The sequence below is a fragment of the Achromobacter sp. 2789STDY5608615 genome (assembly GCF_001298995.1).
In the GTDB taxonomy this organism is placed as follows: Bacteria; Pseudomonadota; Gammaproteobacteria; order Burkholderiales; family Burkholderiaceae_B; genus Achromobacter; species Achromobacter insuavis.
Genome location: NZ_CYTY01000055.1, coordinates 8,389 through 34,529, shown reverse-complemented (window position 1 = coordinate 34,529; position 26,141 = coordinate 8,389). Strand labels below are relative to the sequence as shown.

Genomic DNA, 26,141 nt, shown 5'->3' with positions numbered 1-26,141 from the left:
GGCAACAAAGGTTTTTAACCCTGGACTCTATTTCGGTGCCGTACTAAGTCTGGGGGCAGGTCACTTGCGCTTTGAGTCCCAGCAGCCTGGACAGAACAGACCAGACTCGCCTTCAAACTGATAGCAGCCCCATTTTCTACCGCTCGGCTTCTCAGCCGATGGGGACACGGTTTGCTTGAGTAATGCGTTCTCTTCCTGCAAGGCTGCGAGCTTCTCTTTCAGGGAGGCCGCTTCCAGCTTGGCATGAGCCAGCTCACTCGAAAGATCAGCGAGAAGATTCTTGAACTCTGCGTCAGCTACATTCTTTGAGATTTCACGAAGACGCTGGGCCAGTCCAATTGAAGTGCCAATGATTGAGATGATGTCCATACTTGCCTCAGCGGGCTAACGTTTGAGTTCAGCAGCGCTGCCGAAGGCGGTTCGCTGGAATGAATGGTTAGCCCTCAGTCGAGCGGTCACCGTCGGTTGTATTGCCTTTCCGCCCACGCCGCCGGATTCTTAGCGCGGTCCCTAAGATCAACATCGTGAGTAACAACACCAGCGCAAGGGCGAAGATGGGAAAAACCTTGCTGAGGAGCGCTGACGTTACCGTGCTTAAGTCATCGGAAAAAAACTTGCTTGCCAATGTGCCTGCTGCCAAGCTAGATGCAATCCCTGCTAGCAGCGGTGCTGCGATTTGAAACACTGAGTCGTCCGACGATCGCTTAGCGGTAAATTCACGCCTCTTCTCAGAGACCGAAGCTAGCGCATTGAGAGCAGCCTTGGCTTCATTACGCTTTTCGGTCGATATCAAGCTTTCGAGGACGGACAAGTTGTGCTGGAGTTCCTTATTCAACTGATCTAGCGGCGGGGGCTCGCGCCTGTCCCGAATTTCTTGGATCAGTTCTTCTATCTTCAACGAATACTCGGACTTCTGCGGGATATCGAGATGACGACTCCGCTGAAGCCTGAGCGCCACGTCTTGGAGCAGTGAGACCGGTGTGCAACCACCTCTGAGCGAGACTACATGATCTCTTTCTGACGCAAAGATTAGATTGTCGACGACATGCTCTGAGAGCTTCTGCTTGTTGATGATGTAGCTCTCAACAACGTCGAGGAGTTCGTTGGTTGCGTGTTTCTTACGCTCATGCGCGGCGGAAACTGAGTCCTTCTTCTGCAGTCTGTAGAACACGAATGCGACAAGAACGCCAATAAGAATTGACACGAGCGTCAGCCAGTTTGCTTCGATGAAGGCCGGCATGAAATCTCCTGAGGGATAACGTAATGTAGACCGCAAAAAGGCGCAGACCGTATCTGGTGCTTGCGGTCTAAATTGGTACGTAAAAAATGCTGCAAGAGGCTTGTAGCCTGGCCCGGCGGTAGGTGTTTTGTATAAAAATACAGCACTAAATTCAGCCATAAAACCCGTCGCACCTCCACTGTTAAGCGCTACATGGTTGCTGGATCAGGCCCGTGAGTGAATTTGTTACAAGTACTATAACCTATACACGGAGCAGACCTATGTGCAATGGCACGGTTTGCGGCATCGCGTGACATGAGGCTGTAGTAAGCCGATTTTTTTTCAGGCCATGCTGGCCAATGAGTGACAGCTTTCGAGCTTCTAGCTGGATGGCGGCTCAGGGTCGAAAGCTGTCTTTGCGCACGTCCGCCTCCGACCCGAAGCGGCATTACCGAGGCGTTGGTGCAACGGCCGTTCCTAAAGTACAGCAGTCTACCCCCCCCCCTCGGCGGCAGCCAACGAGTCTCGATCGTTAACAGACCTGTTGCGACTCGTGCTATTCCTCTCGATTTCTCTCGGCTTCGAGTGCAGTGAGTCGCTCACGCAATTTCTTGCGTAAATCCTCCTCTGTTGCCCATTTAATAAAGCGATGACCTTGAAGGTCGAAGTGCACCTTCTCGGCTTTATTGACGAGCAAAATTACGTCTTTACCCAGAGCGTGAGCGAACCCGGTTTCGTAGTAGCAGTTTGGTCGAGCACCCGTGAGATCGCAAAGCACGTATTTGCTCTCAGCGATTCCCTCAAGTATCTGATCTGAAATTTTTCCTGAATCCTGTACTTCGTCTATACGCATACACTCAAGGCCAAATTCCTTGGCGACCGCCTTGTAAGCTCCCTCATAGGCCGAGTCTAATGTTTCGTCACCAAATTTCATCACAACAAACACCAGCTTCTTAGGCGGTTGCAGTGCTTTCTGGATAAGGGATGACAGCCCCTTTGAGGCACCTTGAGCCTGAACCTTGCCGATGATTTCCGCCGAGCAGTCATTCTCTACGAAGGAGGGATCCTTCATCTGATCCACCAGACTCTTGTCTTCCTTTACCCTCAGACGGGCCTTTGTGCGATACACCTTTAGGAACGTTGCCGTCTTCATATTGAAGAGACGCTCACCCTTTAAGAGAATAACTTGACCGTTAACAAACGGAATCACAACCTTCTCTGTGATTGCGTCTGCGGAATAGTTGTAGAAGAAGTGCGAATTCGAACCGTATTCCAGCCGTGCGTGATAGTGCATTGTATTGGTGTAATGTTGTGTTGATTCGACCGACGAGATCTTGCAGTGACCTTGCTCCTAAAGATACGGAACATTGGTTGCGATAGCGACAAGCGCTCATTATGGTCGATTTCTACTCCGACGCCATCAGGGTCGGTTTCTCGGTGCGAATTTATCCCCCTCGCTGAAGCTTCGCCATGCATCGGCTTGTCCCTTGCTGAGTTGATAGCAGCCGTTCGTCGATGCGAACTGACTAACTGCTCCTGGCCAGGATCAGTCGTCCGGCAATGGCAGCTGTCAACCTCTGGGACTTGAAGCAGTCATGGTTCATCCGCAGGCGCCACCGCAGTCGAATGTGGAGCGGCTGCGCAAACCACAATTGGCGGTCTCGCGGTCACCATCGGCGCGCAGCAGGCCTGCTGCCAATGACGTCGTACCGGCGCTCTCAGGCATAAGCGGGTATACGTTTCGCAGGTAGGTGTCGGCATGTAATGGACTCTATCCAAGCCGTTTGAAGCAGCGGCGGAAGAGATACTTTTCGACCGGCAGTGCAGCGTGCGAAAAAACCTCGCTCCATGCCGGTCAACGCTGGCAGCGCTGCCGACTATTTGCCGGCTGCCTTGGCTGCGGCATCAACCCAAGCGCCTAGGTTTGCGCGGCCGTTATCATTATTCCAGTAATAGTGTTTGTATCCGGGCACACGTAGCGAGCAACAGTCGGTGGTGACGCCCTGCATGTCCGCGATTTTGCTGATGTCGATGGTCAATACGCCGTTGCCGCGGGCGATACTCTGGTCGATCTCGTACTTTACCCATTTGCTCTTGTGAGTGTTGGCGCCGACCAAAACCACCGTGACCGACGTGCCATTCAGCTGGTTGTCGATCCAAGTTTGGATTGCTCGGTTGCCCTCGCGTTCGACTTTTTCAAAATCGGCCTTGTCGATGAATCCGGATTTCATGATGCCGCCGATGACATTGCTGTTGCGCACATTCATCGCGCGATGCACGTCGTCATACTTGAAGCTGAAAAATACTTTGCGAGCCATTTATATTTCCTTGGTGTGATTTTTCGATTATTTATTCAATTGCTTAATTATTTCGGTAATGGTCTTCACCATTTCGTTCGGTGGAGTTTTTGCATCGACAAGCTTTTGGACCATGGGAATCACCCATTTATAACCTCCATAGTACTTATCTAGATCGGCAGAAATTTCGTTCCAAAGCTCCTCAGCCATGAAGCCGGTGGCGCCGACCGGGATGGGTAACAGGTGGTGTTCCAGTGCGATCTCGAACTCACGCCGAACGCCGTTAGCGTTGACCACCTTGCCACCGTCACGCTTGTTACCGAAGAAGAACAGGGTGACCCCCGCTAAGCTGATCATTCGCTGACGGTACTGTTCCCACAGATCTTTCAGGTTGCTGCCATGCTGGGGGAACGGCCGAACAATCAATTGGGCCTCCGAGTACTTCTGTGGGTCGCCATAGATGGCCTCCAGGGCGCCGTTGATTACGGCGCTGCCCACGCCCCAGCCAAAACCGTTGACCACCCGGCAGTTGGCTCGCACGCAGTTGGCCGCGACGTCGTGTATGAAATTCTGCGCGTCCTGCCTGGCCCACTCACCATAATCTTCGGCGCTACCTGAGAAGAATACGGTTCGCTTCCGGTACAGAGCTTCGACCTTCTTAAGGATATCGTTGATATCGGAATAGTTGTCGACCAGCAGCGTTTGGATGCCGAAGCGCTTCAAGTCTTCAATGCGCAGCTCCTGTTTGCGGATCTTGTATCTGAAGAGCTCGTCGTCGTCGCCAACGTCCCGATGCGCCTCGCGCATGAAGCAGTAATGGGTGCGCTTGGTAGCGCCACCGTGCAGCCTGCTCAGCACATAATCGAGGTTGGGGTCAGTAAAACTGAAGCCGATAAAGAGAAAGGTCTTGGACACTAGGTCGCCGCTCAGTGCGGTGATGAAGGAAGCGTGAGTGAGGTAGTACTTCTCGTACTGCTCCTTGTATATGACGGCGTCCTGGGCCATCTGGACGTCACCATGCATCTTGTAGACAATGGCGTCGCGCTTAGGCCTACTGAGGGAGAGTTGATCTACCTGCGACTTAATATCCGGCACCCGGTACGCCCGGCGCAGTGAGTCCTCGATAAGGGTGTCGTAATTGGTGGTCCAGAAGCTGTATATCGGCAACCGAGCGATGATGTCGTGTACCTCGGACGGTTCGGCCTGCTCTGAAAACTCCCTGAGAATCTTCTTTGACAAACCGTCGGCCGTCCGCTTGTTGTTCACATGGAACTGGGCCAGCGAGATTAGGTCGTGCTCCTTGGCGACGTCCAGCCCGAGTTCATTGGCGATGTCGCGCAGTAGCTCGGGCCAGTCCACATAACCGCTACCCTTGGACATGCCAGCGCCCGCGAAGATCGCCGCACTGCCATTGTGCAGGTCTTGGACGAATTCTTTGATGAAGCCATTGATGACGTGTTGTGGAGACATGGCTCAGAAGCTCGTCAGGTTCTGAGGGGATTGCGATCCCTTGGGGAACCATTGCAGCGCATTGCTGGCTGTGGCCTGGTCGATCCGGCGGTAGAGGTGAAGGTATTCGTTGCCGTAGTAGTTGCCCGAAGTGTCGCGCGTTGCGATCAAGGCAATTTGTTCGTTGCGCTTGACACCGTCTGCGAACCCAAGCTCCCACGGACACCAGCGAGACGACATCGAGTCGTTAGTGGCGAGAAAGAGGAATATCTCCGCCCTCTTGATCACCGTGCGAATGCGATCTGCGGTCGTCCCATCGGGGAGGTCGGGCATGTGTGGGTCCTGCCAGTCGATATAGAGCTCCATCCCTTGCTCTTTAAGCCACTGCTGGAGGCCGAGCGCCAAGTCGCGATCCTTGTGGCTGTGGCAAAGAAAGCCTGTCTTCTGACCATAGCTCCGACTTTGCTGATACTTTAAGGAGAAATTGCGTGTGGCAGCGCTTCGCAAATCATATTGAGAAATCGTCATTCTTTATCACTGTCCCTTTAAGCCGCCCGGCTTAACTATTGCAAAACTGGTGATTCGGGAGACTGCTTGCGACTCATTGTATCTGCATTAACTATTGGTAACTATAGCATCTAGTAGTTTGATAGTGTCGAGACTTAGTTGAACGCCATGGAATTATTCATCCAGTAGATTCCGTGTATTTTAAGTTCGCCTTCAGCGCGGCGCTTGTTAACCGCGAGGCAGAATCGATGTGCTCCCTGCCGTCAAGAAAGCTGCTAAAGGGCAGTCGTTCAAGCGAGGACGCAACAGTCGCCCTTGCGGAGATGTCGCTTCTCCGTGTCGGAGGCAGCCAAGGCCGCGACGTTCAAGGGTTGGTCTTGTCGGAAGTTGTTGTTCAGTCTCGAGCTGCGAACCTCAGGTCAGCCTGAAACGGGCGTGCACGAAAATGGGCTGACCGGCCGTTTCTGGCCGAAAGGCGTTATTTAACATGACACTTTATGTGCTCCACGCCGTAGCCAAAGTGCCACTCTCAACCTCCTGTTGCTTGCCGCCTACCGTATACTCCCCCCACTGCCGCACCAACGGTAGTCCCGGAATGGAAGCCGGGTAAGCTATAGGCGGGACAGCCGCCGCTCAGGCGGCATTTTCATGTCCAGCGTCTGCGCACGTCCCTATGGGCGGGCCTGGACGGGGGTGCGCTTGCGCGCGCCGGGTCCTATAGCTCCGGTCTTCCAACCCTGTCTTGTGCCCGCCCGCCCCGTTTGGAAGCGGGGAGGCGGGTTCTCCACTCGCTATAGGAGGCAGCCCCATGCCGCACCCCCTAACCCAAAACCCCTGGCAAATCGACACCGACCGCGAATCCGGCCCCGTCTCCCTTTCCCACCTCCACCAACTAGACCGCACCCGCTACGCCATCCAGACCATCGCCCGCATGGTCGGCAACAGCGCGTCCGAACCCGACGCCACCGGCTCCCCACCGTTAGACCCCTGGGCAATCACCGCCCTGATGGGCGGCGTCGAAAGCCTCTGCGAACACCTCGGCACGCTGACCGAAGCCATGCTCGACCAGGCCCTGCAACCCGACGACGACAGGGAAGCCCCCAACCCCACCCACAACGCTCCCCCGTCGATCCAATAACATCCACGAAAATAATTCCTACATAACCGGGAATTTATATCGTTTTGAGGATCGCCCCGCGAGGCCTTGTAATGCGTGTTCGCTTATTGCCGTTCACGCCTTCAAGAAAATTCCTCGCTATGAATCCCATCGGATACCGCATTCTTCCCCGGCCCGCGCCGGCCGTCGCCGCTGACGTGCTGGCCGGTTTTGCCGCCATTGGCTCGGCCCAGATCAGCGATTGCATGAACCGCCTGTACGGCGTCAGCGGGCTGCGTCCGCTGCACGCCGGCAACCAGCGCACGGTTGGCCTGGCGCTGACCGTGAAGACGCGGCCGGGCGATAACCTGATGATCCACAAGGCGATTTCGCTGGGTGGCGCGGGCGATGTGATCGTGGTCGATGGCGCCGGCGATACCAGCAATGCGCTGGTGGGCGAGTTGATGATGATGGATGCGCAGGGGCGCGGCATCGCCGGGTTTGTGATCGACGGCGCGGTGCGTGACCTGGACGTGTTCGCGCAGGGGCAGTTCGGCTGCTTTGCGCGCGCGGTGTCGCACAAGGGGCCGTACAAGGACGGCCCGGGCGAGATCAATGTGCCGGTGTCGGTGGGCGGCCAGGTGGTCAACCCGGGTGACGTGGTGGTCGGCGATGCAGACGGCGTGGTGGTGATTCCCGCCGAGCATGCGGCGGCGGTGCTGGCGCTGGCGACCAAGAAGGAAGCCGACGAGGCGGTGGCCAAGGAGAAGCTGCGCGCCGGCACCTACACCAAGCCCTGGCTGGAGAAGACCCTGGCCGAGAAGACGGGAGCCGCGAAATGACCCAAACCCCGACGCAAACCCCGACCCAGCCGCAAACCCAGCCCCCGCAAGCCGCCAGCATCGTCGCTGACCGCATCAAGCGCATCAAGCTGTCGCCCAGCGTGGCGGCGCGCGCGATTATTGCCGAGCTGCGCGAGCAGGGCCGGCGCATCATCGACCTGACGATCGGCGAGCCGGATTTCTCGACGCCGGAGCATATCCGCTTGGCGGCCACGGCCGCGATGAACCGGGGCGAGACCAAGTATCCGCCGGCCCAGGGCACGGTGGCGCTGCGTAAGGCGGCGCGGATGCATCTGCTGGAAGCGACCGGCGTCGATTACCCGGCGGCGCGCATCATTGTCAGCACGGGCGCCAAGCAGGTGATTTTCAACGGGCTGGCGGCGACGCTGAACGACGGCGACGAGGTGCTGATTCCGGCGCCGTTCTGGGTGTCGTATCCGGACATGGTGCTGGTCAACGGCGGGGTGCCGGTGACGGTGCCGACCACGCCGGCCACGGATTACAAGCTGACGCCGGAGGCGCTGGAGCGCGCCATCACGCCGCGCACCAAGTGGCTGATGATGAACGCGCCCAGCAATCCGACGGGCTCGGTCTACACTGCCGACGAGCTGCGCGGGTTGACCGCGGTGCTCGAGCGCCATCCGCACGTCTGGCTGATGACGGACGATATTTATGCGCGGCTGAACTTCACCGACGCGCCGACGGTGCATCCGTTGCAGGTGGAGCCGGCGCTGGCGGCGCGCACGCTGGTGGTCAATGGCGTGTCCAAGGCCTATGCGATGACGGGCTGGCGCATCGGTTACGGCGCCGGGCCGGACGAGCTGATCAAGGCCATGGCGATTCTGCAGTCGCAGAGCACGTCGGGCGCGTCGTCGGTGAGCCAGGCGGCGGCGCTGGAGGCGCTGTCGGGGCCGCAGGACTGCGTGACGGAGTTCGCCCGCGTTTTCCGCGAGCGCCGCGATCTGGCGGTGGCGGAGCTGTCCGGCACGCCGGGGCTGGCGATCGTGGTGCCGCAGGGCGCGTTCTACGTGTTTCCGGATTGCTCGGGGCTGCTGGGCAAGCGCACGCCGGCAGGCGATGTGATCCGCACCGATACCGACCTGACGCATTACCTGCTGCGCGAGGCTGGCGTGGCGGTGATCGACGGCCATGCCTATGGCGCGCCGGGCACGTTCCGGCTGTCGTTCGCGGCTTCGCTGGACGATATCCGGCAGGGCTGCGCGGGCATCCGCGAGGCCTGCGCCAAGCTCGCCTAGTTGTTCCCGGGCCCGCCGACGAGCGGGCCGGTTCCGTTTTTCTGTTCAAACCACAACACAAGGGGAATCACCATGAAACGCCATTCACTTATCGCCGCCTGCCTGGGTCTGGCCGCGTTGTCGCTGGGCGCTGGCGCCCGCGCCGACCAGGTCGCGGACATCAAGGCCCGCGGCGAATTGATCTGCGGCACGCTGGGCACGTCGCAGCCGTTCAGCTTCCAGGACGCGGCGACGCGCCAGCTGGTGGGCTATGACGTCGACATGTGCAAGCTGGTGGCCGACAAGCTGGGCGTGAAGGTCAGCTACAAGCTGCTGTCGGTGGCGGCGCGCGTGCCGGAGCTGAACGAGGGGCGCGTCGATATCCTGGCGGCGAACCTGGGCTATTCGCCGGACCGCGCCGAGCAGATCGCTTTCAGCCACGCGTACTACGTCAGCCCGCAGAAGCTGCTGGTGCGCAAGGATTCGGGGCTGGACACGATCGAGTCGCTGAACGGCCGCCGCGTCGGCGCGACCAAGGGTTCCAGTTCGGAGCGCGAGATCAAGCGCATTCTCGATAAGTCGCAGGTGATCGGTTACGGCGACAGCTCGGCCACGTATCTGGCCCTGCAGCAGAAGAAGGTGGACGCGCAGTTCGCATCCGAACTGGTGCTGGTGCGCCTGGTGCTGCAGAGCTCGCCGACGGCGCCGGTCAACGTGATCGCCAAGTCGGTGTTCGACGAGCCGTGGGGCCTGGGCGTGCGCAAGTCGGAGCCGGGCATGCTGACGGTGGTGAACCAGGCGCTGGACGAGGCGGAAAGCTCGGGCGTGGCCGCGCAGTTGTTCGACAAGTGGTTCGGCGCGCAGACGCCGTACAAGCTCGAGCGCGGTTTCAAGATCGGCCCCATCGCGGGCTGAACGCCGGTACCGCGCAATGAGCCTACTTGACGCTTCGCAATACCAGCTGCTGGCCAGCGGCATGGTGGTGACGCTGCAGCTGTTCCTGGTGTCCTGGGTGATGGCGTTCACGATCGCGGTGACGCTGGTCGTGGTGCGCGCCACCAACCTGGCGCCGTGCCGCTGGCTGGTCGACGCCTATGTGGAATACCACCGCAACGTGCCGCTGCTGGTGCAGGTGCTGTTCTGGTACTTCGGCATGCCCGAGCTGCTGCCGGAGGGTTTCCGGATGTGGCTGTACCAGCACAACGCCGAGATGTCGCTGGCGGCGATCGCGCTGGCGCTGGGGTCGGCCGCCTATATCGCCGAGGACATCCGCAGCGGGCTGCGCGCCATTCCCGGCACGCAGTTCGAGGCGGCCCGGGCGCTGGGCGCCAGCTATCTGCAATGCATGCGCTTCGTGATCGTGCCGCAGGCGGTGCGGATTTCCATCCCGCCGCTGGTGGGCCGCGCCTTGCTGCTGTTCAAGAACACCAGCGTGGCCATGGCCATCGGCGTGATGGAGCTGACCTACCAGGCGCGCGAGATCGAGAACGAGACCTACCGCACCTTCGCCACGTTTGGCGCGGCGACCCTCATGTACCTGCTGGGATCCTTCCTCATCATGCTGATCGGATCGCGCATCTATGCGCGCTACCGCTTGAACCGGGGAGGCCACGGTGCTTGATCTCCTGTCGCAATACTGGCCGACGCTGCTGGTCGGCCAATACCCCAATGGGCCGCTGGGCGGCCTGGCGCTGACGCTGATCCTGGCGTTGTGCGGCCTGGCGCTGTCGCTGCCGCTGGCGTTGGCCATCGCGCTGGCGCGGGTCAGTCCGTTTGGCTGGCTGCGCGTGGCCAGCAAGACGCTGGTGAACGTGGTGCGCGGCATGCCGCTGCTGATGCTGATCTTCTGGGCGTACTTCGTCATTCCGAAGCTGACGGGGCAGGTGATCAGCGGCTTCTGGACGCTGATCGCGGCGCTAGTGGTGTACGAGAGCGCCTATCTGTCGGAGGTGATCCGCTCGGGCATCGAGGCGGTGCCGCGCGGCCAGATCGAGGCCTCGCGCTCGCTGGGCGTGGGCTACTGGACCACGATGCGCCGGGTGGTGCTGCCGCAGGCGTTGTTCAACGTGCTGCCCAGTATGACCAGCCAGTTCGTCTCGACCATCAAGGAGACCTCGCTGGGGTATGTGATCAGCGTGAACGAACTGACGTTTGCCGCCAACCAGGTCAACAACCTGGTGCTGACCAAGCCGCTGCAGGTGTTCGGCATCCTGGCCATCATCTATTTCCTGGTGTGCTTCAGCCTGAGCCGCGGCCTGTCCTGGCTGGACCTGCGCATCCGCCGCCAGCGCGCCATGGCCTAGGGCCCGTGCGAGGCCCCTTTTAGCGAGAACAGGCCCTGAGCCGGCGCTTATCGGAATTCATCATGATCAAGCTTGAGAAAGTCAACAAATGGTATGGCGCGCATCACGTCCTGAAGGACGTGGACCTGTCGGTCGCGCGCGGCGAGGTGCTGGTGGTGTGCGGGCCGTCGGGCTCGGGCAAGTCCACCATGATCCGCACCATCAACCGCCTGGAACCGATCGAGAAGGGCCGCATCCTGATCGACGACGCCGACATCTACGGCAAGGGCGTCAACCTGAACGCGCTGCGCCAGAAGATCGGTTTCGTGTTCCAGCAGTTCAACCTGTTTCCGCACATGAGCGTGCTGGACAATGTAGTGTTCGCGCCGGTCAACATCCGCAAGCAGCCGCGCAAGCAGGCCACCGAGCTGGCGCGCCAGCTGCTGGCGCGGGTGGGGCTGGAGCACAAGATCGACGCCTATCCCGGCTCGCTGTCGGGCGGCCAGCAGCAACGCGTGGCGATCGCCCGCGCGCTGGCGCTGCAACCGCCGGTGATGCTGTTCGACGAACCCACCAGCGCGCTCGACCCCGAGATGGTGGGCGAGGTGCTGCAGGTGATGAAGGGCCTGGCCAAGGACGGCATGACCATGGTCTGCGTGACGCACGAGATGGGGTTCGCGCGGGACGTGTGCGACCGGGTGGTGTTCATGGATGCGGGCGAGATCCTGGAGGTGGATACGCCGGAGCGCTTCTTCAGCGCGCCGCAGCATCCGCGGGCGCAGCGGTTCTTGGCGGATATCTTGCATCCGCGCGGGTAGGCGGGGCGCGGAGCCTACCGTCCGCCCGGTTCCTTGCGGACCGGGCGGCGCGCAGCCGCGCTGCTGTCGACGATAATGTGAGGGTTCTTCATGCATTTCACGTCCACCGCCGCGATGTACACCCTCAAACAGCTGGAGGCGTTCTACTGGAGCTCGCAACTGGGCAGCTTCAGCTCGTCCTCGCGTAAGCTGCACACCACTCAGTCGGCGGTCGCCAAGCGGGTGGGGGAGCTCGAAGCCTTCGCCGGCGCGCCGCTGTTCGAGCGCCGCGCCAAGAAGCTGGTGATGACGGCGCAGGGCCGCAAGCTGTTCGAGCTGGCGCGCGAGATGCTGGACCTGAACAGCCGCATCGTGCAGAACATGGCCGACCCGGCCAGTTTCGAGGGCGTGGTGCGGCTGGGCGTGACCGAGCTGGTCGGCATGACCTGGCTGGCGCGGCTGGTCAGCCAGATCAGCCTGCGCTATCCCAAGGTGCAGTTGATGCCCGAGATCGACGGCGGCATCACGCTGTACGAGCGGCTGGAGCAGGATCAACTGGACCTGGCCATCATGCCGGGACCGTTCTGGAGCTATCAATACGACTGCGTCCACCTGGGCGCGGTGACCAACGTCTGGATGGCCAGCCCGTCGCTGGACATCGATTTCTCGGCAAGGCTGGCGCCGCAGGACCTGGCGCCGTATCCGGTGATTTCACAGCCGACCAATTCGGCGCTGTCGCATCTGTACGATGCCTGGTTCGCCGAGCAGGGCCTGTCGGTCAAGCGGGTGCTGACCTGCAACAGCCTGGGCATGATGGCGCAGCTGACCATGCTGGGCCTGGGCATCAGCTACTTGCCGGGAGTGTATTTCGCGCCGCTGGTCGAGCGCGGGGCGCTGTGCCAGCTGGATGTCCAGCCGGATCTGCCGACGATCAATTACTACGCGGTGCACAAGAAGAGCATCGTCAATCCGGTGGTGTCGCGGGTGATCGATATCGCGCGGGAAGAATGCGCGTTCGAGGTGGCCGGGGCGTTCCTGCCGCATGTGCCGCCGGCGGTGGGGGCGGGCGGGGAGTAGGGCGGGCAGTGCTCGCGACCTGTGGCCGTCGGGGCGGTTCCGTCCTGGCAGGCCTCATGCCCACCAGAACGGAACGCTTCCCAAAGGGCGGGTTTACTTTCGCGCCCTTCAACGTTGGCGGGGCATGGATCGCGTCGCGCTCGGCGCAGGTTCGCAGAGCGCATCGGCGCGCAAGGCTTCGTAGGCAGCGCTTTTCCCGAATGATTCGTGAGTGACCATGGCGCCTGCCTTGAGGTCGGGCAGAATGTCGCTGCGGATGGCGATCGCCTGATGCCCTCGCACCCGCCTGGAGGGATAGCAGAAGCCATCGGGCCTCGCATCCGGTTCACGGCTCATCATGGCTTCGCGAAGGCGATGGCCGATCCAATGGCACGCCTCGTAGTCGCTCGATGAGATCGTGTCGTGGATGCCAAGCTTTGCACACGCTTCCCCCGACAGGTTCCAAAGGCGGAGATCACGGCCGAAGGCCAGGGTGCCGATGACGCCGGTTTCCACTGCCGATGGGGGTATATAGAAATTCCCCGCGCGCGTGGCGTCGTTTCGGACGAGTTGGCCTTCCCAAATAGCAGTGGAGAGGTCTCGGGCGAGATAGAGCCAAGCGTAAGGCAGCGGTTCTTCCTCCTGACGCAACGCCATCGGTGGACCGAACCGATAAGCGTTGATCAGGACTTCCGGCAACAGGTATCTTGCGTCGCCGGCCGTGCGGTATAGAACGGTGCCCGCCGCCAACTGCTCGACGGAATGGGCCAGCGCGGCCAGCAGGGCGGCGGTACTGGGAACTAGTGCCTGTAGGTGAGACGGCGGCTCGTAACGCGCTTGTTCATTGAATGGCATACCACGACCGATTTCAATCAGTCATGCCCCTTCCTGCATACCTTGCAAGCGTCAGAACCCGCTGCAACCGTTCTGCCGTCGACAGCGAAAGCAGCCGCTCCTGTGCGGGCGATACGGCTTGTCGATTTTCAAACGGCAGCCCCGCCAACATTTCCGCGGGTGATAGTTCGTTGAGGTCGTCTTGCTGGGTAACGAAAAAAGCATGAAGCTCGAACTGCAACACTCCACGCAACTCGGTGATGACGTGCGGCAAAAGGCTGGGAACCGGATCAACGAACTGCCAGGCCGGGAACATGCGCCCGTTCTGCTTCGCTGACGGCTTCACGCAATAGAGCTTGCCGGCCTTGTCGTATCGATACAGGGTCGTCAACGCGCTCAGCTTTTGCTTGGCCACCACCTCGGCGGGAGACCACATGGTAACTGGCAGCGCGGTCGCCTTTTCTTCAGGCAGCGCCAGATTTGCGTCACATACCAACCAGTCTTCGAGCTGTCGCACAAGGATGTTCAGCAGGTCATCGGCGCGGCCGGGTTTCTGGAGCGGGGAGAGCTCCTTGGCCAGCGTGGACGCCATGCTTAGGATCACTTCATGGGGATCGCCGGGATAGCTTCCATTGACAATCGCTCGGACATCTTTGGGAGTTGCCAGGTACTTTCGTGTGGGCAGGCCCATGGTCACCTCCTCAGGCGAACAGTCAGGTTGATTGCCAGCTTAGCCAAATTTTTTCAGTTTTTCCATTTTTTCCAGATTTATCGAGGACGAAGTGCCGGGCGCTTCGTATGTCTCATCAACGCCGTCCCCAATCAATACTCCCCGGCTCCGGACAAACCCAAGACCCCTGCAACCTTTCCCGGATCTGCGCCAGATCCTGCTCCACCAGCAAAACCCCATCCCGGAACACCGGCACCAGCGCGCCGCCGGCCGCCTGCTCCGGCGTCTGCTGGTCGTGCAACACATACCCCGTCGCTGTCTCATCGACCCGCAACAAGCCCTTGGCCGACCGCTTCACGCCGGAGTCGGTGACCGGGTCCTTCACCAGTTCCTGGGGTTCGCCATTGACCTCGGCATACGTCGCCTTCAAGGCCCAGCCGAAGCTGTCGCGCGTCAGGTATTGATAGGTGTACGAGCCGATGCCCAGGACCACGTTGCCCGACGCGAAGCCCTTCTTCTCCAGTCGCGTCAGGATGTCGCGGCCGCGCGCCAGCGTGATGGAGTCGCCGTAGATCAGGCCGACGTGCGGGTCCAGCAGCTTGTAGCCGCGGTCGGTGACGGCGCCGCCGAAGATGTTCCACAGGCATTGCACCGCGCCGTTGACTTCGGCCTCGCGCAGCGCCTGGCTGGCGCGGGCGTCGTCGTCCAGGCGCCAGTAGCGGCCGGTCGCGGCGTCACGCACCGCTTCGAAGCCGTCGCGGCGGGCGGCGGCCAGGGCTGCCGTGTCTTCGATGCTGGGGACGTCGGTGCAGAAGTAGCCGGTCAGGATCTTCACGGGATCGCCGGAGTCGGGGCGGAACACGACCTTGGCGTTGCCGAAGGGATCAGGCTGGCGCGCCAGGATTTCCGACTTCAATGCGGCGGCGAAGTCGGTGACCACTTGCCAGAAGTCCCAGGTGTCCGACACCACCGACACGATGCCGGCCGGATAGACCTGCGTGACCAGGCGGCGGATGGTTTCGATTTCGCCTTCCTTGCTGCCCAGGCACATGACCGAGTGTTCGGTCGCGGGCACCGAACCGCCGACCAGTTCGCGGTCCGAGTCGGCGCCGTACAGGTCTTCGAGGTAGTCGATGGCGGGGATGGTGTCGGTGCCGGTGAACGACAGCAGGTGGCCGGCGCCGCTCTTGCGGGCGTCGTACAGGCCGGACATGCCGCGCATCGAGAAGTCGTGGCCCTGCCAGTTGACGAAGTCCATCGGGCTGCCGGTCAGGCGGGCGAAGTAGGTCAGGAGCTTGCGGTATTCGAAGGCGATGGTGGCCACGGTGGACGGCTTCCACGATTCGCAGCTGAACAGCGTTTCGATGTAGGTGACCAGCCAGGCGAATTCGGGCTTGGTGTTGACGAAGGTGACGGGCGGCACGCGGATGTCGACGCGGGCGCCTTCGGGCAGGGAACGGATCTCCAGCGGCAGATAGCCCAGCTCGTACAGCGCCTGCAGGTGATCGACGGTGACCGCGCCCTTGCCGAGCGCATTGTCGACGCGGCGCTGGTACTGGCGCACGGCGACGCCGGCGGGCTTGCCGAAGAATTCGCGGTTGAACAGGTCGATCAGGATTTCCTTGATGAAGCCTTGCAGGCCGAACCAGACGATCTTGTTGTCGAACAGTTCGGGCAGCACCGGCGCCAGCCGGGCCGAGCGCGGGGTGAAGTTGGCCAGGATCTTGTTGGCGCCCCTGGGGTACTGGAAGGGGTGGCCGGTCTTGTAGAAGTCGGCCTGCAGCAAGGGGTTGATGCCGTTCTTGGTGGTGGGGACGGGGGCATTCATGATGGGGACTCCTGCTTGAGGTTCAGTTGGCCGGGTTGGCGAGCGCGGGGGCGCTGGCGGCTTTGATCGTGTTGGCGGGCAAGGGGGAGTTGGCGTCGTTGACCAGAATGGGCGCGCCGACGCCTTCGCTGGCGGTCCAGTCATAGGCGGTGTAGATCCCGGCGTAGCGGGCGTTCAGTTCGGCCAGGCCTTTGCCGAAAATGCCGTGGGTGACGTACAGGTAGAGGGGCTGGCCGGTCTTGTCGCGCAGGGCGTTGGCCAGTTCCAGGAAGGTGCGGCCGCCGTCGCAGATGTCGTCGACCACCAGCACGGGTTGCGCGGGGATGTCGTCGGGCACGCGGGTTTCGGTGATGCGGCCGGTTTGCGGGTCGCGGACCTTTTCGGCGTAGCGCACGTCGGCCACGCCCAGCTTTTTGGCCAGGGCCTGCACGCGCTTGCGGGCGCCGGCGTCGGGCGCCATCAGGGTGACGCCGTTGGCGAAGGCGGGGTTGGCCAGCGCGTTCTTCAGGAAGGCGGCGGCGTCGATCACGCGGACGCGTTGCAGCAGGGCGGGGGTGACGTCGCTGTGCGGTTCGACCACGGTGACGGTGGCGTATTGCTGGTCGTTGATCAACTTGCAGAACACCGCCGCGCCGAGCGCCTCGCCCGGATTGCAGACTCGGTCCTGGCGGGCGTAGGGCACGTAGGGCATGTCCAGGTGCACGGGCGCGGCCGGGTTCAGGCGGCGCAGCGCGTCGGTCAGCATCAGCAACTGCATGACGTCGTCGGCCGATTTCAGCAGGGCGTGGATGCGGAATTCGCTGGCCGCGTCGGAGCGGGCCTGCAAGGCCGCGGGTACGGTGACCTGGCTTTCGCCGCCGGGGAACACGAACGCGCTGGGCGTATCGGTGTGGCGTTGTCCTTCTATTACCGCGGTGAGGGTGAACATGATTTGGTCTTAGTGGCAAATTAAAACTAAGTAAGGCAAGTATAAGCCTGCTTATTGTTTATTTGCAACTAAGAGGAATTCGGCGCGGGGTTAGCCGACGCTGCGGTCGAACAGGGCGAAGTCTTTCAGGCGGTACAGGCGGGCGGGACGCTGCGCGCCCAGCGCGTAGTCGTCGGTGGCTTCCAGCACGTCCCAGGCTTCCATCTTGCGGCGGAAGTTCGATTTCTCGAGCGTGGTCTGCAGGATGGCTTCGTAGGTGCGCTGCAGCTCGGTCAGGGTGAAGCGTTCGGGCAGCAGGAAGAACGGCAGGGTCGAGTAGCTGGATTTGCCGCGCAGGCGGGCCACGGCGGCGGCGACGATGTCGGCGTGGTCGAAGGCCAGCGGCGGCAGCGCATCCACGCTGACGAAGCGGAAGCCGGCGGGGGCGGCTTCCAGTTCGGCGGCTGGCACCAGCGCCACGTAGGACACCGACAGCGACCACTTGCGCGGGTCGCGGTCGGGGCCCGAGAGCACCTGCAACTGCTCCAGGTAGCGCGGCTCGAAGCCGGTCTTCTCGCGCAGCACGCGGCGGATGCTGGCCTCGGTGCTGGCGTCTTCGTCCACGTGCACCACGCCGCCGGGCAAGGCCATGGCGCCCTTGAACGGCGCGCGGTCGCGCGGGTGCAGGGCGATTTCCAGGCCGGTCGTGCGCAGGGTGAGCAGGACGGCGTCGACGGTGACGAGGGGCTGTGGGTGGTCCAAGTGGGGTTCCGGGCGTGGCACTTCGGGGTAAGGTGCCACTATGCGACGGATTGGTCAACCGCGCCCGTCGAACTAGCCCGCGGCGCCGATCCCGTCCAGCTCGGCCACGGCCTGCGGCGGCAGCGCCAGGCTGGCCGCGGCGACGTTCTGCCGCAAGTGTTCCAGCGACGAGGTGCCCGGGATCAGCAGGATGTTGGGCGAGCGTTGCAGCAGCCAGGCCAGCGCGGTCTGCATCGGCGTGGCCTGGCATTCGGCGGCCACGCGCTCCAGCGTGGCCGATTGCAGCGGCGAGAAGCCGCCCAGCGGGAAGAACGGCACGTAGGCGATGCCGTCTTGCGCCAGCCGCCCGATCAGCGCGTCGTCGGCGCGGTGCGCGATGTTGTACTGGTTCTGCACGCAGACGATGTCGGCGATGCCGCGCGCCTGCGCCACCTGGCGCGCGGTGGCGTTGCTCAGGCCCAGGTGGCGTATCAGGCCCTTGCGCTGCAATTCGGCCAGGGTGGTCACCGACTGTTCGATGTCGCCTTCGGCGGGGCCGGCCACGTCGAACATGAGGCGCAGGTTGACCACGTCCAGCACGTCCAGGCCCAGGTTGCGCAGGTTGTCGTGCACCGCCGATTCGAGTTCGGCGGGCGAATTGGCCAGCAGCCACGAGGCATCGTCGCCGCGACGCGCGCCGACCTTGGTGACGATGGTCAGGTCGTCGCGGTAGGGATGCAGCGCTTCGCGGATCAGTTGGTTGGTGATGTGCGGGCCGTAGAAGTCGCTGGTGTCGATGTGGTTGATGCCGAGTTCGAGCGCTTCCCGCAGGACCGCCAGGGCTTGCGCCTTGTCCTTGGGCGGTCCGAAGACGTGGGGGGGCCGGCCAGTTGCATGGCGCCGTAGCCCAGGCGGTTGACGGTCAGGTCGCCCAGCGCATAGGCGCCGGCTTGTTGAATCGAGGTCATGAGGTGCTCCAGGGAGGGAATGACAGCGAGTCTAGGGCGGTGCGGGGCGTGCGACAATCCCTGGTAATCGCACAGCTTGTGCGCAATGGCGAACAATCGGGGCCGGCCATGTCCAATCTTCAAGACATCAGCGCCTTTGTCGCGGTGGCCACGCATGGGGGATTTCGCGGCGCGGCGCGCCAGACGGGGACCAGTGCGTCGCAGTTGAGCGAAGCCGTGCGCCGGCTGGAAGCCCGGCTGGGCGTGCGGCTGCTGAACCGCACCACGCGCAGCGTGGCGACCACGGCGGCCGGGCAGCGCCTGCTGGAGCAACTGGCGCCCGCGCTGGACGCGGTCGAGTCGGCGCTGGACGTGGCCAACAGCTTTCGCGACCGGCCGGCGGGCCGGCTGCGGCTGAATGTGCCGCTGTCGGCGTCCCGGCTGGTGCTGCCGCGCATCGTGCCGCCGTTTCTGGCCCAGTATCCGGAGATCCGGCTGGAGGTGATCGTCGACGATCGCTTTGTCGAGCTGCTGCAGTCCGGCTGCGATGCGGGCATCCGGTACGAGGAAAGCATGGACCAGGACATGGTGGCCATCCCCATCGGGCCCCGGCGCCAGCGCATGGCGGTGGCCGCCGCGCCGGCCTACCTGGCCCGGCATGGGCGGCCGCAGCATCCGAAAGACCTGCGCCAGCATCTCTGCCTGCGCGGCCGCTTCGCCAGCGGCGCCATGCCGCCGTGGGAGTTCGCCAAGGACGGCAAGTCGATCACGGTGGAGGTGGACGGCCCGCTGATCGTCAGCCTGGGAGAGGCGGTGGATCTGGCGGTCGATGCGGCGGTGGCGGGCGCCGGGGTGGTCTTCCTGTTCGAGGAATGGCTGCAGCCCTATCTGGACCGCGGCGAGCTGGAACCGGTGCTGCAGGATTGGTGGCCGAGTTTTACCGGGCCGTTGCTGTATTTTCCGGGGCGGCGCTATCTGCCGGCGCCGCTGCGCGCGTTCGTGGATTTCGTCCAGGCGACGCGCTGGTAGCGAGCGTAGGCGGGGGGCAGGGGCATCAATCCGGCGGCGGCATGCGATCGGCGAACGCTTGCGCCGACAGGCTGAAATCCTCGATCAAGGCCGGGTTCAGCTCCGGGCAGACGCTGCCCCGCATCTGTTGCAGCCACTGGTGGAAGGCGGCGAAGAACGCGTCGGTGGCCGGCGTCAGCTCGAACACGCCGGCATCGGTGTGGGTCAGCGCCAGGGCGGCGACGATGCGCTGGAATTGCGTGGGATGGGCCGCGATGTGACGCGGCGGCACCTGCATCAGGGCCCGGATCAGCTTCATTTCCTGGGCCAGGTCTATGATGGTCGGCAGGCCGGCGACTTGCTTGCTGAGGGTATGGAGATCCATGGGCAGGTGAGCCTTCACGAAGATTCCATGAGGGATGGCGGGACATCGGCGCCATCCTGAAAAATCGGGCGCGGGGCGGTGGTGCCCGCCGCGCCCGTCTTGCGGTTCACGCGGGACGGTCAGCCGCAGCGGATCGCCGTCATCACATCCTTGTCGTCGACGATCAGGTTCAGGCGGGTGTCGTTGTATTCCATGGTGACCAGCTGGCCGGGGCGCAGGATGCGGGCGGTGGTGGCGCCGCTGCGCTTGCGCAGGTCTTCCAGGACGGACTGGGTGGCCTTCTGGCCGATCTGCGATTGCAGCGGGCTGGCGTCGCAGGTCTTGCCAGAGGAGGGGATGGCGGAGGGCGATCCGTACGTCGCGCCGGACGAGCTGTCGGCGGCGGCGGGCGAGCTGGAGGAGCTGGAGGCGGCGGACGAGGAAGCGGAACGCGGGGCTCCGGAATTGGCGCAGGCGCTCAGCGTGGCTACCAGCAGAACGGGAATCAGCTTGCGGATCATGATCACTCCTGAAAAAGAAAACGTTTCCACGGCGCGGCCGGCGTGCGGGCTGGCGGGCGGCGCGGAAAATCCATCATAGACCAGCCGCCCGCGCCGCGCTTGGCCGTGGAGGGCGGTCATCGCTTCGGGTCGCCGCGTCCTGCTGTCGCTCCGCGCCGCCGTCAGTGGAAATTGCGGCTGGGCATGCTCAGGCCGCCCAGCAAGTCGGACAGGTCCACCAGCCGCTGCGCGATCAGGTGGCGCACGCCGTCCACGCTCTGCCAGCTGCCGTAGACGCCGAGCAGGGAGGAGGCGAGCAGCTCGCGGCGCTGGCGTTCGATCAGTTCGGGACGCACCACCACGTTGACCGGCCCGGTTTCGTCTTCCAGGGTGACGAAGATGACGCCCTTGGAGGTCTGCGGCCGCTGGCGCACGGTGACGATGCCGCAGGCGCGGGCCACGCGCTTGTCGGGGTAGCCGTTGAGCACGCTGGCCGGCTGGAAATTACGCGCCGCCAGTTGCGGCCGCAGCAGTTCGACGGGGTGGCGCCGCAGGGTCAGGCCGACGCTGCGGTAGTCGGCCGCGACGGTCTGGTTCTCAGTCGGCGCGGCCAGTCGCGGCGTCTCGGTTTCGTGGATGGCGGCGTCGCGCAGCAGGTCGCGGCTGTGGACGCTGGCGGCGGCTTCCCAGCTGGCCTGGCGGCGGTGGCCGGCCAGGGTCAGCAGGGCGTCGCCGGCGGCCAGCGCGTTCAGGTCGTGGCGCGTCAGGGCGGCGCGGCGGGCCAGGTCGCCGGTGCTGGTGAAGGGGGCGTCGGCGCGGGCGGCCTCGATGCGGCGGGCGCTGTCTTCGTGCAGGCCCTGGATCAGGTTCAGGCCCAGGCGCACGGCGGGGCGGATCTCGTCCGAGGCGGGGGCGTGGGGATGCGGCCGGCGCGGCGGCGCGTCGGCGGGCGCGGTCTCCAGCGCCGCGTCCCAGCCGCTGACGGTCACGTCCGCCGGCAGCACCCGCACGCCGTGGCGGCGCGCGTCCTGCACCAGTTGCGCCGGGGGATAGAAGCCCATGGGCTGGGAGTTGAGCAGCGCGGCCAGGAAGGCCTCGGGCTCGTGGCGCTTGAGCCAGGAGCTGGCGTAGGCCAGCAGCGCGAAGCTGGCGGCGTGGCTTTCGGGGAAGCCGTATTCGCCGAAGCCTTCGATCTGGCGGAACAGCGCTTCGGCGAAGTCCAGCGTGTAGCCGTGCGCCAGCAGGCCGCCCACCAGCTTGACGCGGTATTTGTCGACGCCGCCCTTGCGCTTCCAGGCGGCCATGGAGCGCCGCAGCTGGTCGGCGTCGCCGGGCGTGAAGCCGGCCGCCACCACGGCGATCTGCATCACCTGTTCCTGGAAGATCGGCACGCCCATGGTGCGGCTGAGCACGCCGCGCACCTTTTCGCTGGGATAGGTTTCCTTTTCCTTGCCCTGGCGGCGGCGCAGGTACGGATGCACCATGCCGCCCTGGATCGGGCCGGGCCGCACGATCGCCACCTGCACCACCAGGTCGTAGTATTTGCGCGGCCGCAGGCGCGGCAGCATGCTCATCTGGGCGCGCGATTCGATCTGGAACACGCCGATGGTGTCGGCCTCGCAGATCATGTCGTAGGTGGGTTCGTCACCCTCGGGGATGTCCTGCAGGCGCAGCGGCCGGCCACGGCGCTGGCCGGCCAGTTCCAGGGTGCGGCGCAGCGCCGACAGCATTCCCAGCGCCAGCACGTCGACCTTGAGCAGCTTGAGCGCGTCCAGGTCGTCCTTGTCCCACTGCACCACGCTGCGGTCGGCCATGGCGGCGTTCTCGATCGGCACCAGCCGCGACAGCTTGCCGCGCGAGATGACGAAGCCGCCCGGGTGCTGCGACAGGTGGCGCGGAAAGCCCATCAGGGTCTGGGCCAGCGCGGCCCACTGCCGCGCCACCTGCGATTCCGGATCGAGGCCGCAGGCGCCCAGGGTGCGCAGCATTTCCTTCTTGCCGTCCCACCACTGGTGGGCGCGCGCCACCGCGTCGATCACGCCCGCGTCCACGCCCAGCGCGCGGCCGGTGTCGCGCAGCACGCTGCGCGGCCGGTACGAGATCACCACGGCGGTCAGGGCGGCGCGCTGGCGGCCGTATTTGCCGTAGATGTACTGGATCACTTCCTCGCGCCGCTGGTGCTCGAAGTCGACGTCGATGTCGGGCGGCTCGTTGCGTTCCTTGCTGATGAAGCGCTCGAACAGGTTGGTGCCGCGGCGCGGGTCGACCTCGGTGATGCCCAGGCAGTAGCACACCGCCGAGTTGGCGGCCGAGCCGCGCCCCTGGCACAGGATGCCGTTGTTGCGGGCGTACAGCACGATGTCGTAGACCGTGAGGAAGTAGGCCTCGTATTGCAGGTCGGCGATCAGCGCCAGTTCCTTGTCGATCTGTTCGGTGACGTGGGCCGGCGTCCCGTCCGGAAAGCGCCGCGCCGCGCCGGCCAGGGTTTCCTGGCGCAGGTAGGTGGCGGGCGTGTGGCCGCGCGGGATGATCTCGTCGGGGTATTCGTAGCGCAGTTCGTCCAGCGAGAAGGCGCAGCGCCGCGCCACCACCAGCGTCTGCGCCAGGGCCTCGGGCGGATAGAGGTTGGCCAGCCGCATGCGGGTGCGCAGGTGTTGTTCGGCGTTGCCCGACAGCGCGTAGCCGCATTGCGACACGGGCTGGTGGATGCGGATGCCGGTCAGGGTGTCGTGCAGCGGCTTGCGCGAGCGCACGTGCATCTGGACGTGGCCCAGCGCCACCACCGGCAGGTCGGCGGCGCGCGCGGCGTGGTCGACGGCGGCGCGGTGCAGGTCGTCGCGCGAGCGGTACAGCAGCGTCAGGCCGACCCAGGCGCGGTGCGGGAAGGTGGCGGCCAGCCAGCGCGCCTGCCGCGCTATGCGGTCGGGGTCGTCGCCGTAGACCGGCGACAGGATCGCCAGGCATTCGGGCAGCTGGCGCAGGTGTTCGTAGCCCGGCGGCGGATGGGTGAAATCCTCGGGCGCCAGCCGGTATTCGCCCTTGGGGGCGCGGGTGCGGGCCAGGGTGATGAGTTCGGACAGGTTGCCGTAGCCCTCGCGGGTCTGGGCCAGCAGGGTCAGGTCCAGCGGCGCGGCCTCGGGCCCGGCGCGCAGCCGGAAGGTGGCGCCGATGATGAGCGGCAGCTTCTGGGTCTTGGCCTCCATGTGGGCGCGCACCACGCCGGCCAGGCTGCATTCGTCGGTGATGGCCAGGGCGGCGTAGCCCAGCTCGGCGGCGCGGGCGGCCAGTTCCTCGGGGTGCGAGGCGCCTTGCAGGAACGAGAAGTTCGACTGGCATTGCAGTTCGGCGTAGCCGGGCAGCCCGGTCGGCGGGCCGGGGGGCGTCGTCATGGGGATCGTCGGGCGCTTGCATGGCGGTCAGGCGTACAGCCCGTGCAGATACCAGCGGGCGTGCTCGTCGTCGCGCTCGCGGTAGATCCAGTAGCGCGCGCTGGCGGCGTCCTCGGCCACGAAGTAGTCGCGCACGGTGAGCGCCGGGTCCCACCAGCCGCTTTCGATGCGCTCGGGGCCGCGCATCAGCCGCAGCGCCTGGCCGGCGTACTGCGGGCGGTGGCCGGCCAGCTTCAGCGGCAGTGGCGGATCGAGCAGCCAGAAGGGGCGGTCCAGCGGGTCGGGCAGCGGTTCGGGGCGCTGCGGCGGCTCCAGCGCGTCGCCCCAGGCATTGGCGGCCTCGGGCCGGTGGTCGGGGGCGGGACAGGCGTGGCGCACCTGCTCGCGGCCCAGCCGCGCCGTCAGCAGGTCCAGCAGCCGGGCGTGGTCGGCGGCGGTGCCGCCGGGCTCCGGGAACAGCGTGGTGCTGGCGGCGGGCTGTTCGGTGGTGTCGGGCGCCAGCAGCGTCACCGCGATCACCGGCGCTTCGAGCGTCAGGCGGCCGAGCTTTTCGCGCAGCAGGTTGAGGATCTGCGGCGCCTGCCAGACGGGTTGGGCCAACGCCAGTTCCAGGTCGGTGGGCGGGCGCGCGTGGCGGCCGCGCTCGTGGTCCAGGCGCAGCAGCACGCGCCGCACCGCCAGCTGCCGCGCCGTCAGCCAGCCGCCCAGCTGTTCGGCCAGGCGCCGCGCCACGGCCAGCACCGCGTCGGTGTGCTCGAGGTATTCCATCAGCTCGATGCGGCGCTCGAAACGCGGCGGCGGCTCGATCCAGCGATGCAGCTCGGGCAACTGGCCGTAGGCCGCGTCCAGCGCCTGCAGCAGGTCGGGCGCGCTGCGCCGTTGCAGGCCGGCGCGCGGCAGGGCGCGCAGGTCGGCCAGGGTATGGCAGCCGATGTCGTTGAGCCAGTCCAGGCGCGGCTGGGCCTGGGGCAGCAGGGCCACGGGCAGGGCGTCGAGCCGGCGCGCCAGCGTGCGCGTGGTCAGCACCCGGCGCGGCGGCCGGCGTCCGCCGCGGTGCGCCAGCAGCCAGGCGCCGGCGGCGGTGGGCGCCATGCCCAGCGACACGCGCAGGTCCAGCGCGGCCAGCGTGGCGGCCACGCGCCGGTGCAGCGCGCGCGGCCCGCGGAAGAACAGCAGGCTGGCGCCGACATTGAGCAGCACGGTGTCTGCGTCCGCCAGCGCGACCTCGGGGGTGTATTGCAGCAGCGCCAGCGCCGCGCCCTGCAGGGTGTCGGCCTCGGCCACCGGGTCGCGCGTCAGCAGTTCGACCTCGGGCGCGATGGCGGCCGCGCCGCCGCGGCGCATGCCCGGGCGCACGCCGGCCTGGCGCGCGGCGGGCGTGAGGGCGGCGACGCGTTCCTGGTCGAGGACCGCGCAGGCCTGCGCCTCAAGCGGCCAGTGCGGGCGCAGGGCGTCCAGCGGCAGGCAGCGCAGGCAGGCGGCGATCCAGAGGCGCATGGCGGGTGGGCGCCAGGACGCCGGGCTCCAGGCCCACGTACAGCGGGGCCTCGCAGACCGGTCCCCGGCGCTTGAGGATATGGACGGACAGCCCGCCCGGCGCGGGCGCGAGCGCCAGGCGCAACGGGGCGGGAGTGGCGTGCTGCGCGGCGCTGGCCGGACGCAGGGCGACGAACAGCAGGTCGCTGGCCTGGGCCGCCAGGTGCAGCCGGCGCAGCGATTCGGGGCGCACGTGCGGCAGCCAGCAGAGCAGGGCGCCGCAGCTGCCGTTCTTCAGGATCTGCTCGGCGGCCCACAGGGCGTCCAGGGGTTTTTCGGGGGCGACCCAGAGCAGCTGGCGCGGGTCGAGCCGCCAGCTCATCCAGCTGGCGATGTGCGGCGCATGCGGCGGCTGCACCAGGGCGATGGGGCGGCGCGTTTCGAGCTGCGCCAGGGCCGGGCGCAGCAGGCGGATTTCACCGATGCCGGGTTGCGGCGCCAGCAGCTCGATCAGCGACCCCAGCGGCCAGCCGCCGTCCGGCAGCTCGGCCGACAGGGCGGCGTGGCCGGTGGGCAGGCTGCGGGCGGCGCCGCGCGCCAACTGGGTGGCGCGCCACAACGCGGGATGGATCTGTTCTGGCGACGGCATGGCGGGTGGACGACCCGGTTTTCCTGGGTGAAGACGCGGTGGGCGGCG

Annotated in this window: 25 protein-coding genes and 1 pseudogene; 9 read left to right on the top strand and 17 right to left on the bottom strand. The window is 64.7% G+C overall.

Going from position 1 to position 26,141, the window contains the following annotated elements; translation table 11 throughout:
- Positions 1-60: 60 nt before the first annotated feature.
- The 6 genes from AOZ49_RS32755 to AOZ49_RS28810 form a co-directional block, all read right to left on the bottom strand.
- On the bottom strand, positions 61-369 hold the full coding sequence (locus AOZ49_RS32755) for a hypothetical protein (protein ID WP_156355777.1): 309 nt from the start codon (positions 367-369) through the stop codon (positions 61-63).
- Between the two features lie 67 nt (positions 370-436).
- Positions 437-1,240, bottom strand: coding sequence for a hypothetical protein (locus AOZ49_RS28825; RefSeq protein WP_054479259.1), 804 nt, complete (start codon positions 1,238-1,240; stop codon positions 437-439).
- A gap of 535 nt (positions 1,241-1,775) precedes the next feature.
- Positions 1,776-2,513, bottom strand: a complete 738-nt coding sequence (locus AOZ49_RS32750) for a hypothetical protein (protein WP_156355776.1) — start codon at positions 2,511-2,513, stop codon at positions 1,776-1,778.
- A 583-nt stretch (positions 2,514-3,096) separates the two neighbouring features.
- Positions 3,097-3,537 carry a TIR domain-containing protein gene (locus AOZ49_RS28820; RefSeq protein WP_054479258.1) on the bottom strand — a complete coding sequence of 147 codons (441 nt, stop codon included), beginning with the start codon at positions 3,535-3,537 and terminating at the stop codon, positions 3,097-3,099.
- 27 nt (positions 3,538-3,564) lie between these two features.
- Positions 3,565-4,986, bottom strand: coding sequence for an SIR2 family protein (locus tag AOZ49_RS28815; protein ID WP_054479256.1), 1,422 nt, complete (start codon positions 4,984-4,986; stop codon positions 3,565-3,567).
- Positions 4,987-4,989: 3 nt separating this feature from the next.
- Positions 4,990-5,493, bottom strand: a complete 504-nt coding sequence (locus AOZ49_RS28810) for a toll/interleukin-1 receptor domain-containing protein (RefSeq protein WP_054479254.1) — start codon at positions 5,491-5,493, stop codon at positions 4,990-4,992.
- 787 nt (positions 5,494-6,280) lie between these two features.
- On the opposite strand from AOZ49_RS28810, the gene AOZ49_RS28805 reads away from it, so the two are divergent.
- The 8 genes from AOZ49_RS28805 (at position 6,281) to AOZ49_RS28770 (ending at position 12,801) form a co-directional block, all read left to right on the top strand.
- The gene (locus AOZ49_RS28805; RefSeq protein WP_054479252.1) at positions 6,281-6,610 is read left to right on the top strand and encodes a hypothetical protein; all 330 of its coding nucleotides are present in this window, start codon (positions 6,281-6,283) and stop codon (positions 6,608-6,610) included.
- 119 nt (positions 6,611-6,729) lie between these two features.
- Positions 6,730-7,410: an RraA family protein gene (locus AOZ49_RS28800; RefSeq protein WP_006394591.1), complete on the top strand. Its 681-nt coding sequence runs from the start codon at positions 6,730-6,732 to the stop codon at positions 7,408-7,410.
- Positions 7,407-8,666: an aminotransferase class I/II-fold pyridoxal phosphate-dependent enzyme gene (locus AOZ49_RS28795; protein WP_054479250.1), complete on the top strand. Its 1,260-nt coding sequence runs from the start codon at positions 7,407-7,409 to the stop codon at positions 8,664-8,666. Before AOZ49_RS28800 ends, AOZ49_RS28795 begins: the two co-directional genes overlap by 4 nt.
- A gap of 72 nt (positions 8,667-8,738) precedes the next feature.
- Complete coding sequence (locus tag AOZ49_RS28790) at positions 8,739-9,560, top strand: ABC transporter substrate-binding protein (protein WP_054479249.1); 822 nt, start codon at positions 8,739-8,741, stop codon at positions 9,558-9,560.
- Between the two features lie 16 nt (positions 9,561-9,576).
- Complete coding sequence (locus AOZ49_RS28785; protein ID WP_006386293.1) at positions 9,577-10,266, top strand: amino acid ABC transporter permease; 690 nt, start codon at positions 9,577-9,579, stop codon at positions 10,264-10,266.
- A complete protein-coding gene (locus AOZ49_RS28780; protein ID WP_006386294.1) occupies positions 10,259-10,948 on the top strand; it encodes an amino acid ABC transporter permease in 690 nt (229 codons plus the stop codon). The genes AOZ49_RS28785 and AOZ49_RS28780 overlap by 8 nt, the downstream gene beginning before the upstream one ends.
- 62 nt (positions 10,949-11,010) lie before the next feature.
- Entirely contained in the window at positions 11,011-11,745 is a 735-nt protein-coding gene (locus tag AOZ49_RS28775) for an amino acid ABC transporter ATP-binding protein (protein WP_054479247.1), read from the top strand.
- Between the two features lie 90 nt (positions 11,746-11,835).
- Positions 11,836-12,801: a LysR family transcriptional regulator gene (locus tag AOZ49_RS28770; protein ID WP_156355775.1), complete on the top strand. Its 966-nt coding sequence runs from the start codon at positions 11,836-11,838 to the stop codon at positions 12,799-12,801.
- A 108-nt stretch (positions 12,802-12,909) separates the two neighbouring features.
- On the opposite strand, the gene AOZ49_RS28765 is transcribed toward AOZ49_RS28770, so the two are convergent.
- From AOZ49_RS28765 to AOZ49_RS28740, 6 genes and pseudogenes are all read right to left on the bottom strand, one after another.
- A complete protein-coding gene (locus tag AOZ49_RS28765; protein WP_054479245.1) occupies positions 12,910-13,635 on the bottom strand; it encodes an RES domain-containing protein in 726 nt (241 codons plus the stop codon).
- Positions 13,636-13,648: 13 nt separating this feature from the next.
- On the bottom strand, positions 13,649-14,305 hold the full coding sequence (locus AOZ49_RS33750) for a hypothetical protein (protein WP_231690471.1): 657 nt from the start codon (positions 14,303-14,305) through the stop codon (positions 13,649-13,651).
- A gap of 115 nt (positions 14,306-14,420) precedes the next feature.
- Positions 14,421-16,112: a nicotinate phosphoribosyltransferase gene (locus tag AOZ49_RS28755; protein WP_054479241.1), complete on the bottom strand. Its 1,692-nt coding sequence runs from the start codon at positions 16,110-16,112 to the stop codon at positions 14,421-14,423.
- A 22-nt stretch (positions 16,113-16,134) separates the two neighbouring features.
- On the bottom strand, positions 16,135-17,040 hold the full coding sequence (gene prs / locus AOZ49_RS28750; RefSeq protein WP_054479240.1) for a ribose-phosphate diphosphokinase: 906 nt from the start codon (positions 17,038-17,040) through the stop codon (positions 16,135-16,137).
- A 90-nt stretch (positions 17,041-17,130) separates the two neighbouring features.
- On the bottom strand, positions 17,131-17,781 hold the full coding sequence (locus AOZ49_RS28745) for an NUDIX hydrolase (RefSeq protein WP_054479235.1): 651 nt from the start codon (positions 17,779-17,781) through the stop codon (positions 17,131-17,133).
- 72 nt (positions 17,782-17,853) lie between these two features.
- Positions 17,854-18,728, bottom strand: a pseudogene (locus AOZ49_RS28740) (aldo/keto reductase family oxidoreductase).
- A gap of 108 nt (positions 18,729-18,836) precedes the next feature.
- Here AOZ49_RS28740 and AOZ49_RS28735 point away from each other — a divergent pair.
- Positions 18,837-19,736, top strand: a complete 900-nt coding sequence (locus AOZ49_RS28735; RefSeq protein ID WP_054479234.1) for a LysR family transcriptional regulator — start codon at positions 18,837-18,839, stop codon at positions 19,734-19,736.
- Positions 19,737-19,761: 25 nt separating this feature from the next.
- Here AOZ49_RS28735 and AOZ49_RS28730 read toward each other — a convergent pair whose 3' ends face one another.
- From AOZ49_RS28730 to imuA, 5 genes are all read right to left on the bottom strand, one after another.
- Entirely contained in the window at positions 19,762-20,100 is a 339-nt protein-coding gene (locus tag AOZ49_RS28730) for a hypothetical protein (RefSeq protein WP_054479232.1), read from the bottom strand.
- 119 nt (positions 20,101-20,219) lie between these two features.
- Positions 20,220-20,600, bottom strand: coding sequence for an I78 family peptidase inhibitor (locus tag AOZ49_RS28725; RefSeq protein WP_054479261.1), 381 nt, complete (start codon positions 20,598-20,600; stop codon positions 20,220-20,222).
- 161 nt (positions 20,601-20,761) lie between these two features.
- On the bottom strand, positions 20,762-23,968 hold the full coding sequence (locus AOZ49_RS28720; protein ID WP_054479227.1) for an error-prone DNA polymerase: 3,207 nt from the start codon (positions 23,966-23,968) through the stop codon (positions 20,762-20,764).
- Between the two features lie 27 nt (positions 23,969-23,995).
- On the bottom strand, positions 23,996-25,465 hold the full coding sequence (locus AOZ49_RS28715) for a Y-family DNA polymerase (protein WP_054479225.1): 1,470 nt from the start codon (positions 25,463-25,465) through the stop codon (positions 23,996-23,998).
- Complete coding sequence (imuA, locus tag AOZ49_RS28710; RefSeq protein WP_049073385.1) at positions 25,395-26,093, bottom strand: translesion DNA synthesis-associated protein ImuA; 699 nt, start codon at positions 26,091-26,093, stop codon at positions 25,395-25,397. The genes AOZ49_RS28715 and imuA overlap by 71 nt, the downstream gene beginning before the upstream one ends.
- Between the last annotated feature and the right edge of the window lie 48 nt (positions 26,094-26,141).

Coding starts and splice junctions, on each gene's coding strand:
- AOZ49_RS32755 (WP_156355777.1), bottom strand. CDS start 369: ATGGACATCATCTCAATCATTGGCACTTCAATTGGACTGGCCCAGCGT.
- AOZ49_RS28825 (WP_054479259.1), bottom strand. CDS start 1,240: ATGCCGGCCTTCATCGAAGCAAACTGGCTGACGCTCGTGTCAATTCTT.
- AOZ49_RS32750 (WP_156355776.1), bottom strand. CDS start 2,513: ATGCACTATCACGCACGGCTGGAATACGGTTCGAATTCGCACTTCTTC.
- AOZ49_RS28820 (WP_054479258.1), bottom strand. CDS start 3,537: ATGGCTCGCAAAGTATTTTTCAGCTTCAAGTATGACGACGTGCATCGC.
- AOZ49_RS28815 (WP_054479256.1), bottom strand. CDS start 4,986: ATGTCTCCACAACACGTCATCAATGGCTTCATCAAAGAATTCGTCCAA.
- AOZ49_RS28810 (WP_054479254.1), bottom strand. CDS start 5,493: ATGACGATTTCTCAATATGATTTGCGAAGCGCTGCCACACGCAATTTC.
- AOZ49_RS28805 (WP_054479252.1), top strand. CDS start 6,281: ATGCCGCACCCCCTAACCCAAAACCCCTGGCAAATCGACACCGACCGC.
- AOZ49_RS28800 (WP_006394591.1), top strand. CDS start 6,730: ATGAATCCCATCGGATACCGCATTCTTCCCCGGCCCGCGCCGGCCGTC.
- AOZ49_RS28795 (WP_054479250.1), top strand. CDS start 7,407: ATGACCCAAACCCCGACGCAAACCCCGACCCAGCCGCAAACCCAGCCC.
- AOZ49_RS28790 (WP_054479249.1), top strand. CDS start 8,739: ATGAAACGCCATTCACTTATCGCCGCCTGCCTGGGTCTGGCCGCGTTG.
- AOZ49_RS28785 (WP_006386293.1), top strand. CDS start 9,577: ATGAGCCTACTTGACGCTTCGCAATACCAGCTGCTGGCCAGCGGCATG.
- AOZ49_RS28775 (WP_054479247.1), top strand. CDS start 11,011: ATGATCAAGCTTGAGAAAGTCAACAAATGGTATGGCGCGCATCACGTC.
- AOZ49_RS28770 (WP_156355775.1), top strand. CDS start 11,836: ATGCATTTCACGTCCACCGCCGCGATGTACACCCTCAAACAGCTGGAG.
- AOZ49_RS28765 (WP_054479245.1), bottom strand. CDS start 13,635: ATGCCATTCAATGAACAAGCGCGTTACGAGCCGCCGTCTCACCTACAG.
- AOZ49_RS33750 (WP_231690471.1), bottom strand. CDS start 14,305: ATGGGCCTGCCCACACGAAAGTACCTGGCAACTCCCAAAGATGTCCGA.
- AOZ49_RS28755 (WP_054479241.1), bottom strand. CDS start 16,112: ATGAATGCCCCCGTCCCCACCACCAAGAACGGCATCAACCCCTTGCTG.
- prs (WP_054479240.1), bottom strand. CDS start 17,040: ATGTTCACCCTCACCGCGGTAATAGAAGGACAACGCCACACCGATACG.
- AOZ49_RS28735 (WP_054479234.1), top strand. CDS start 18,837: ATGTCCAATCTTCAAGACATCAGCGCCTTTGTCGCGGTGGCCACGCAT.
- AOZ49_RS28730 (WP_054479232.1), bottom strand. CDS start 20,100: ATGGATCTCCATACCCTCAGCAAGCAAGTCGCCGGCCTGCCGACCATC.
- AOZ49_RS28725 (WP_054479261.1), bottom strand. CDS start 20,600: ATGATCCGCAAGCTGATTCCCGTTCTGCTGGTAGCCACGCTGAGCGCC.
- AOZ49_RS28720 (WP_054479227.1), bottom strand. CDS start 23,968: ATGACGACGCCCCCCGGCCCGCCGACCGGGCTGCCCGGCTACGCCGAA.
- AOZ49_RS28715 (WP_054479225.1), bottom strand. CDS start 25,465: ATGCGCCTCTGGATCGCCGCCTGCCTGCGCTGCCTGCCGCTGGACGCC.
- imuA (WP_049073385.1), bottom strand. CDS start 26,093: ATGCCGTCGCCAGAACAGATCCATCCCGCGTTGTGGCGCGCCACCCAG.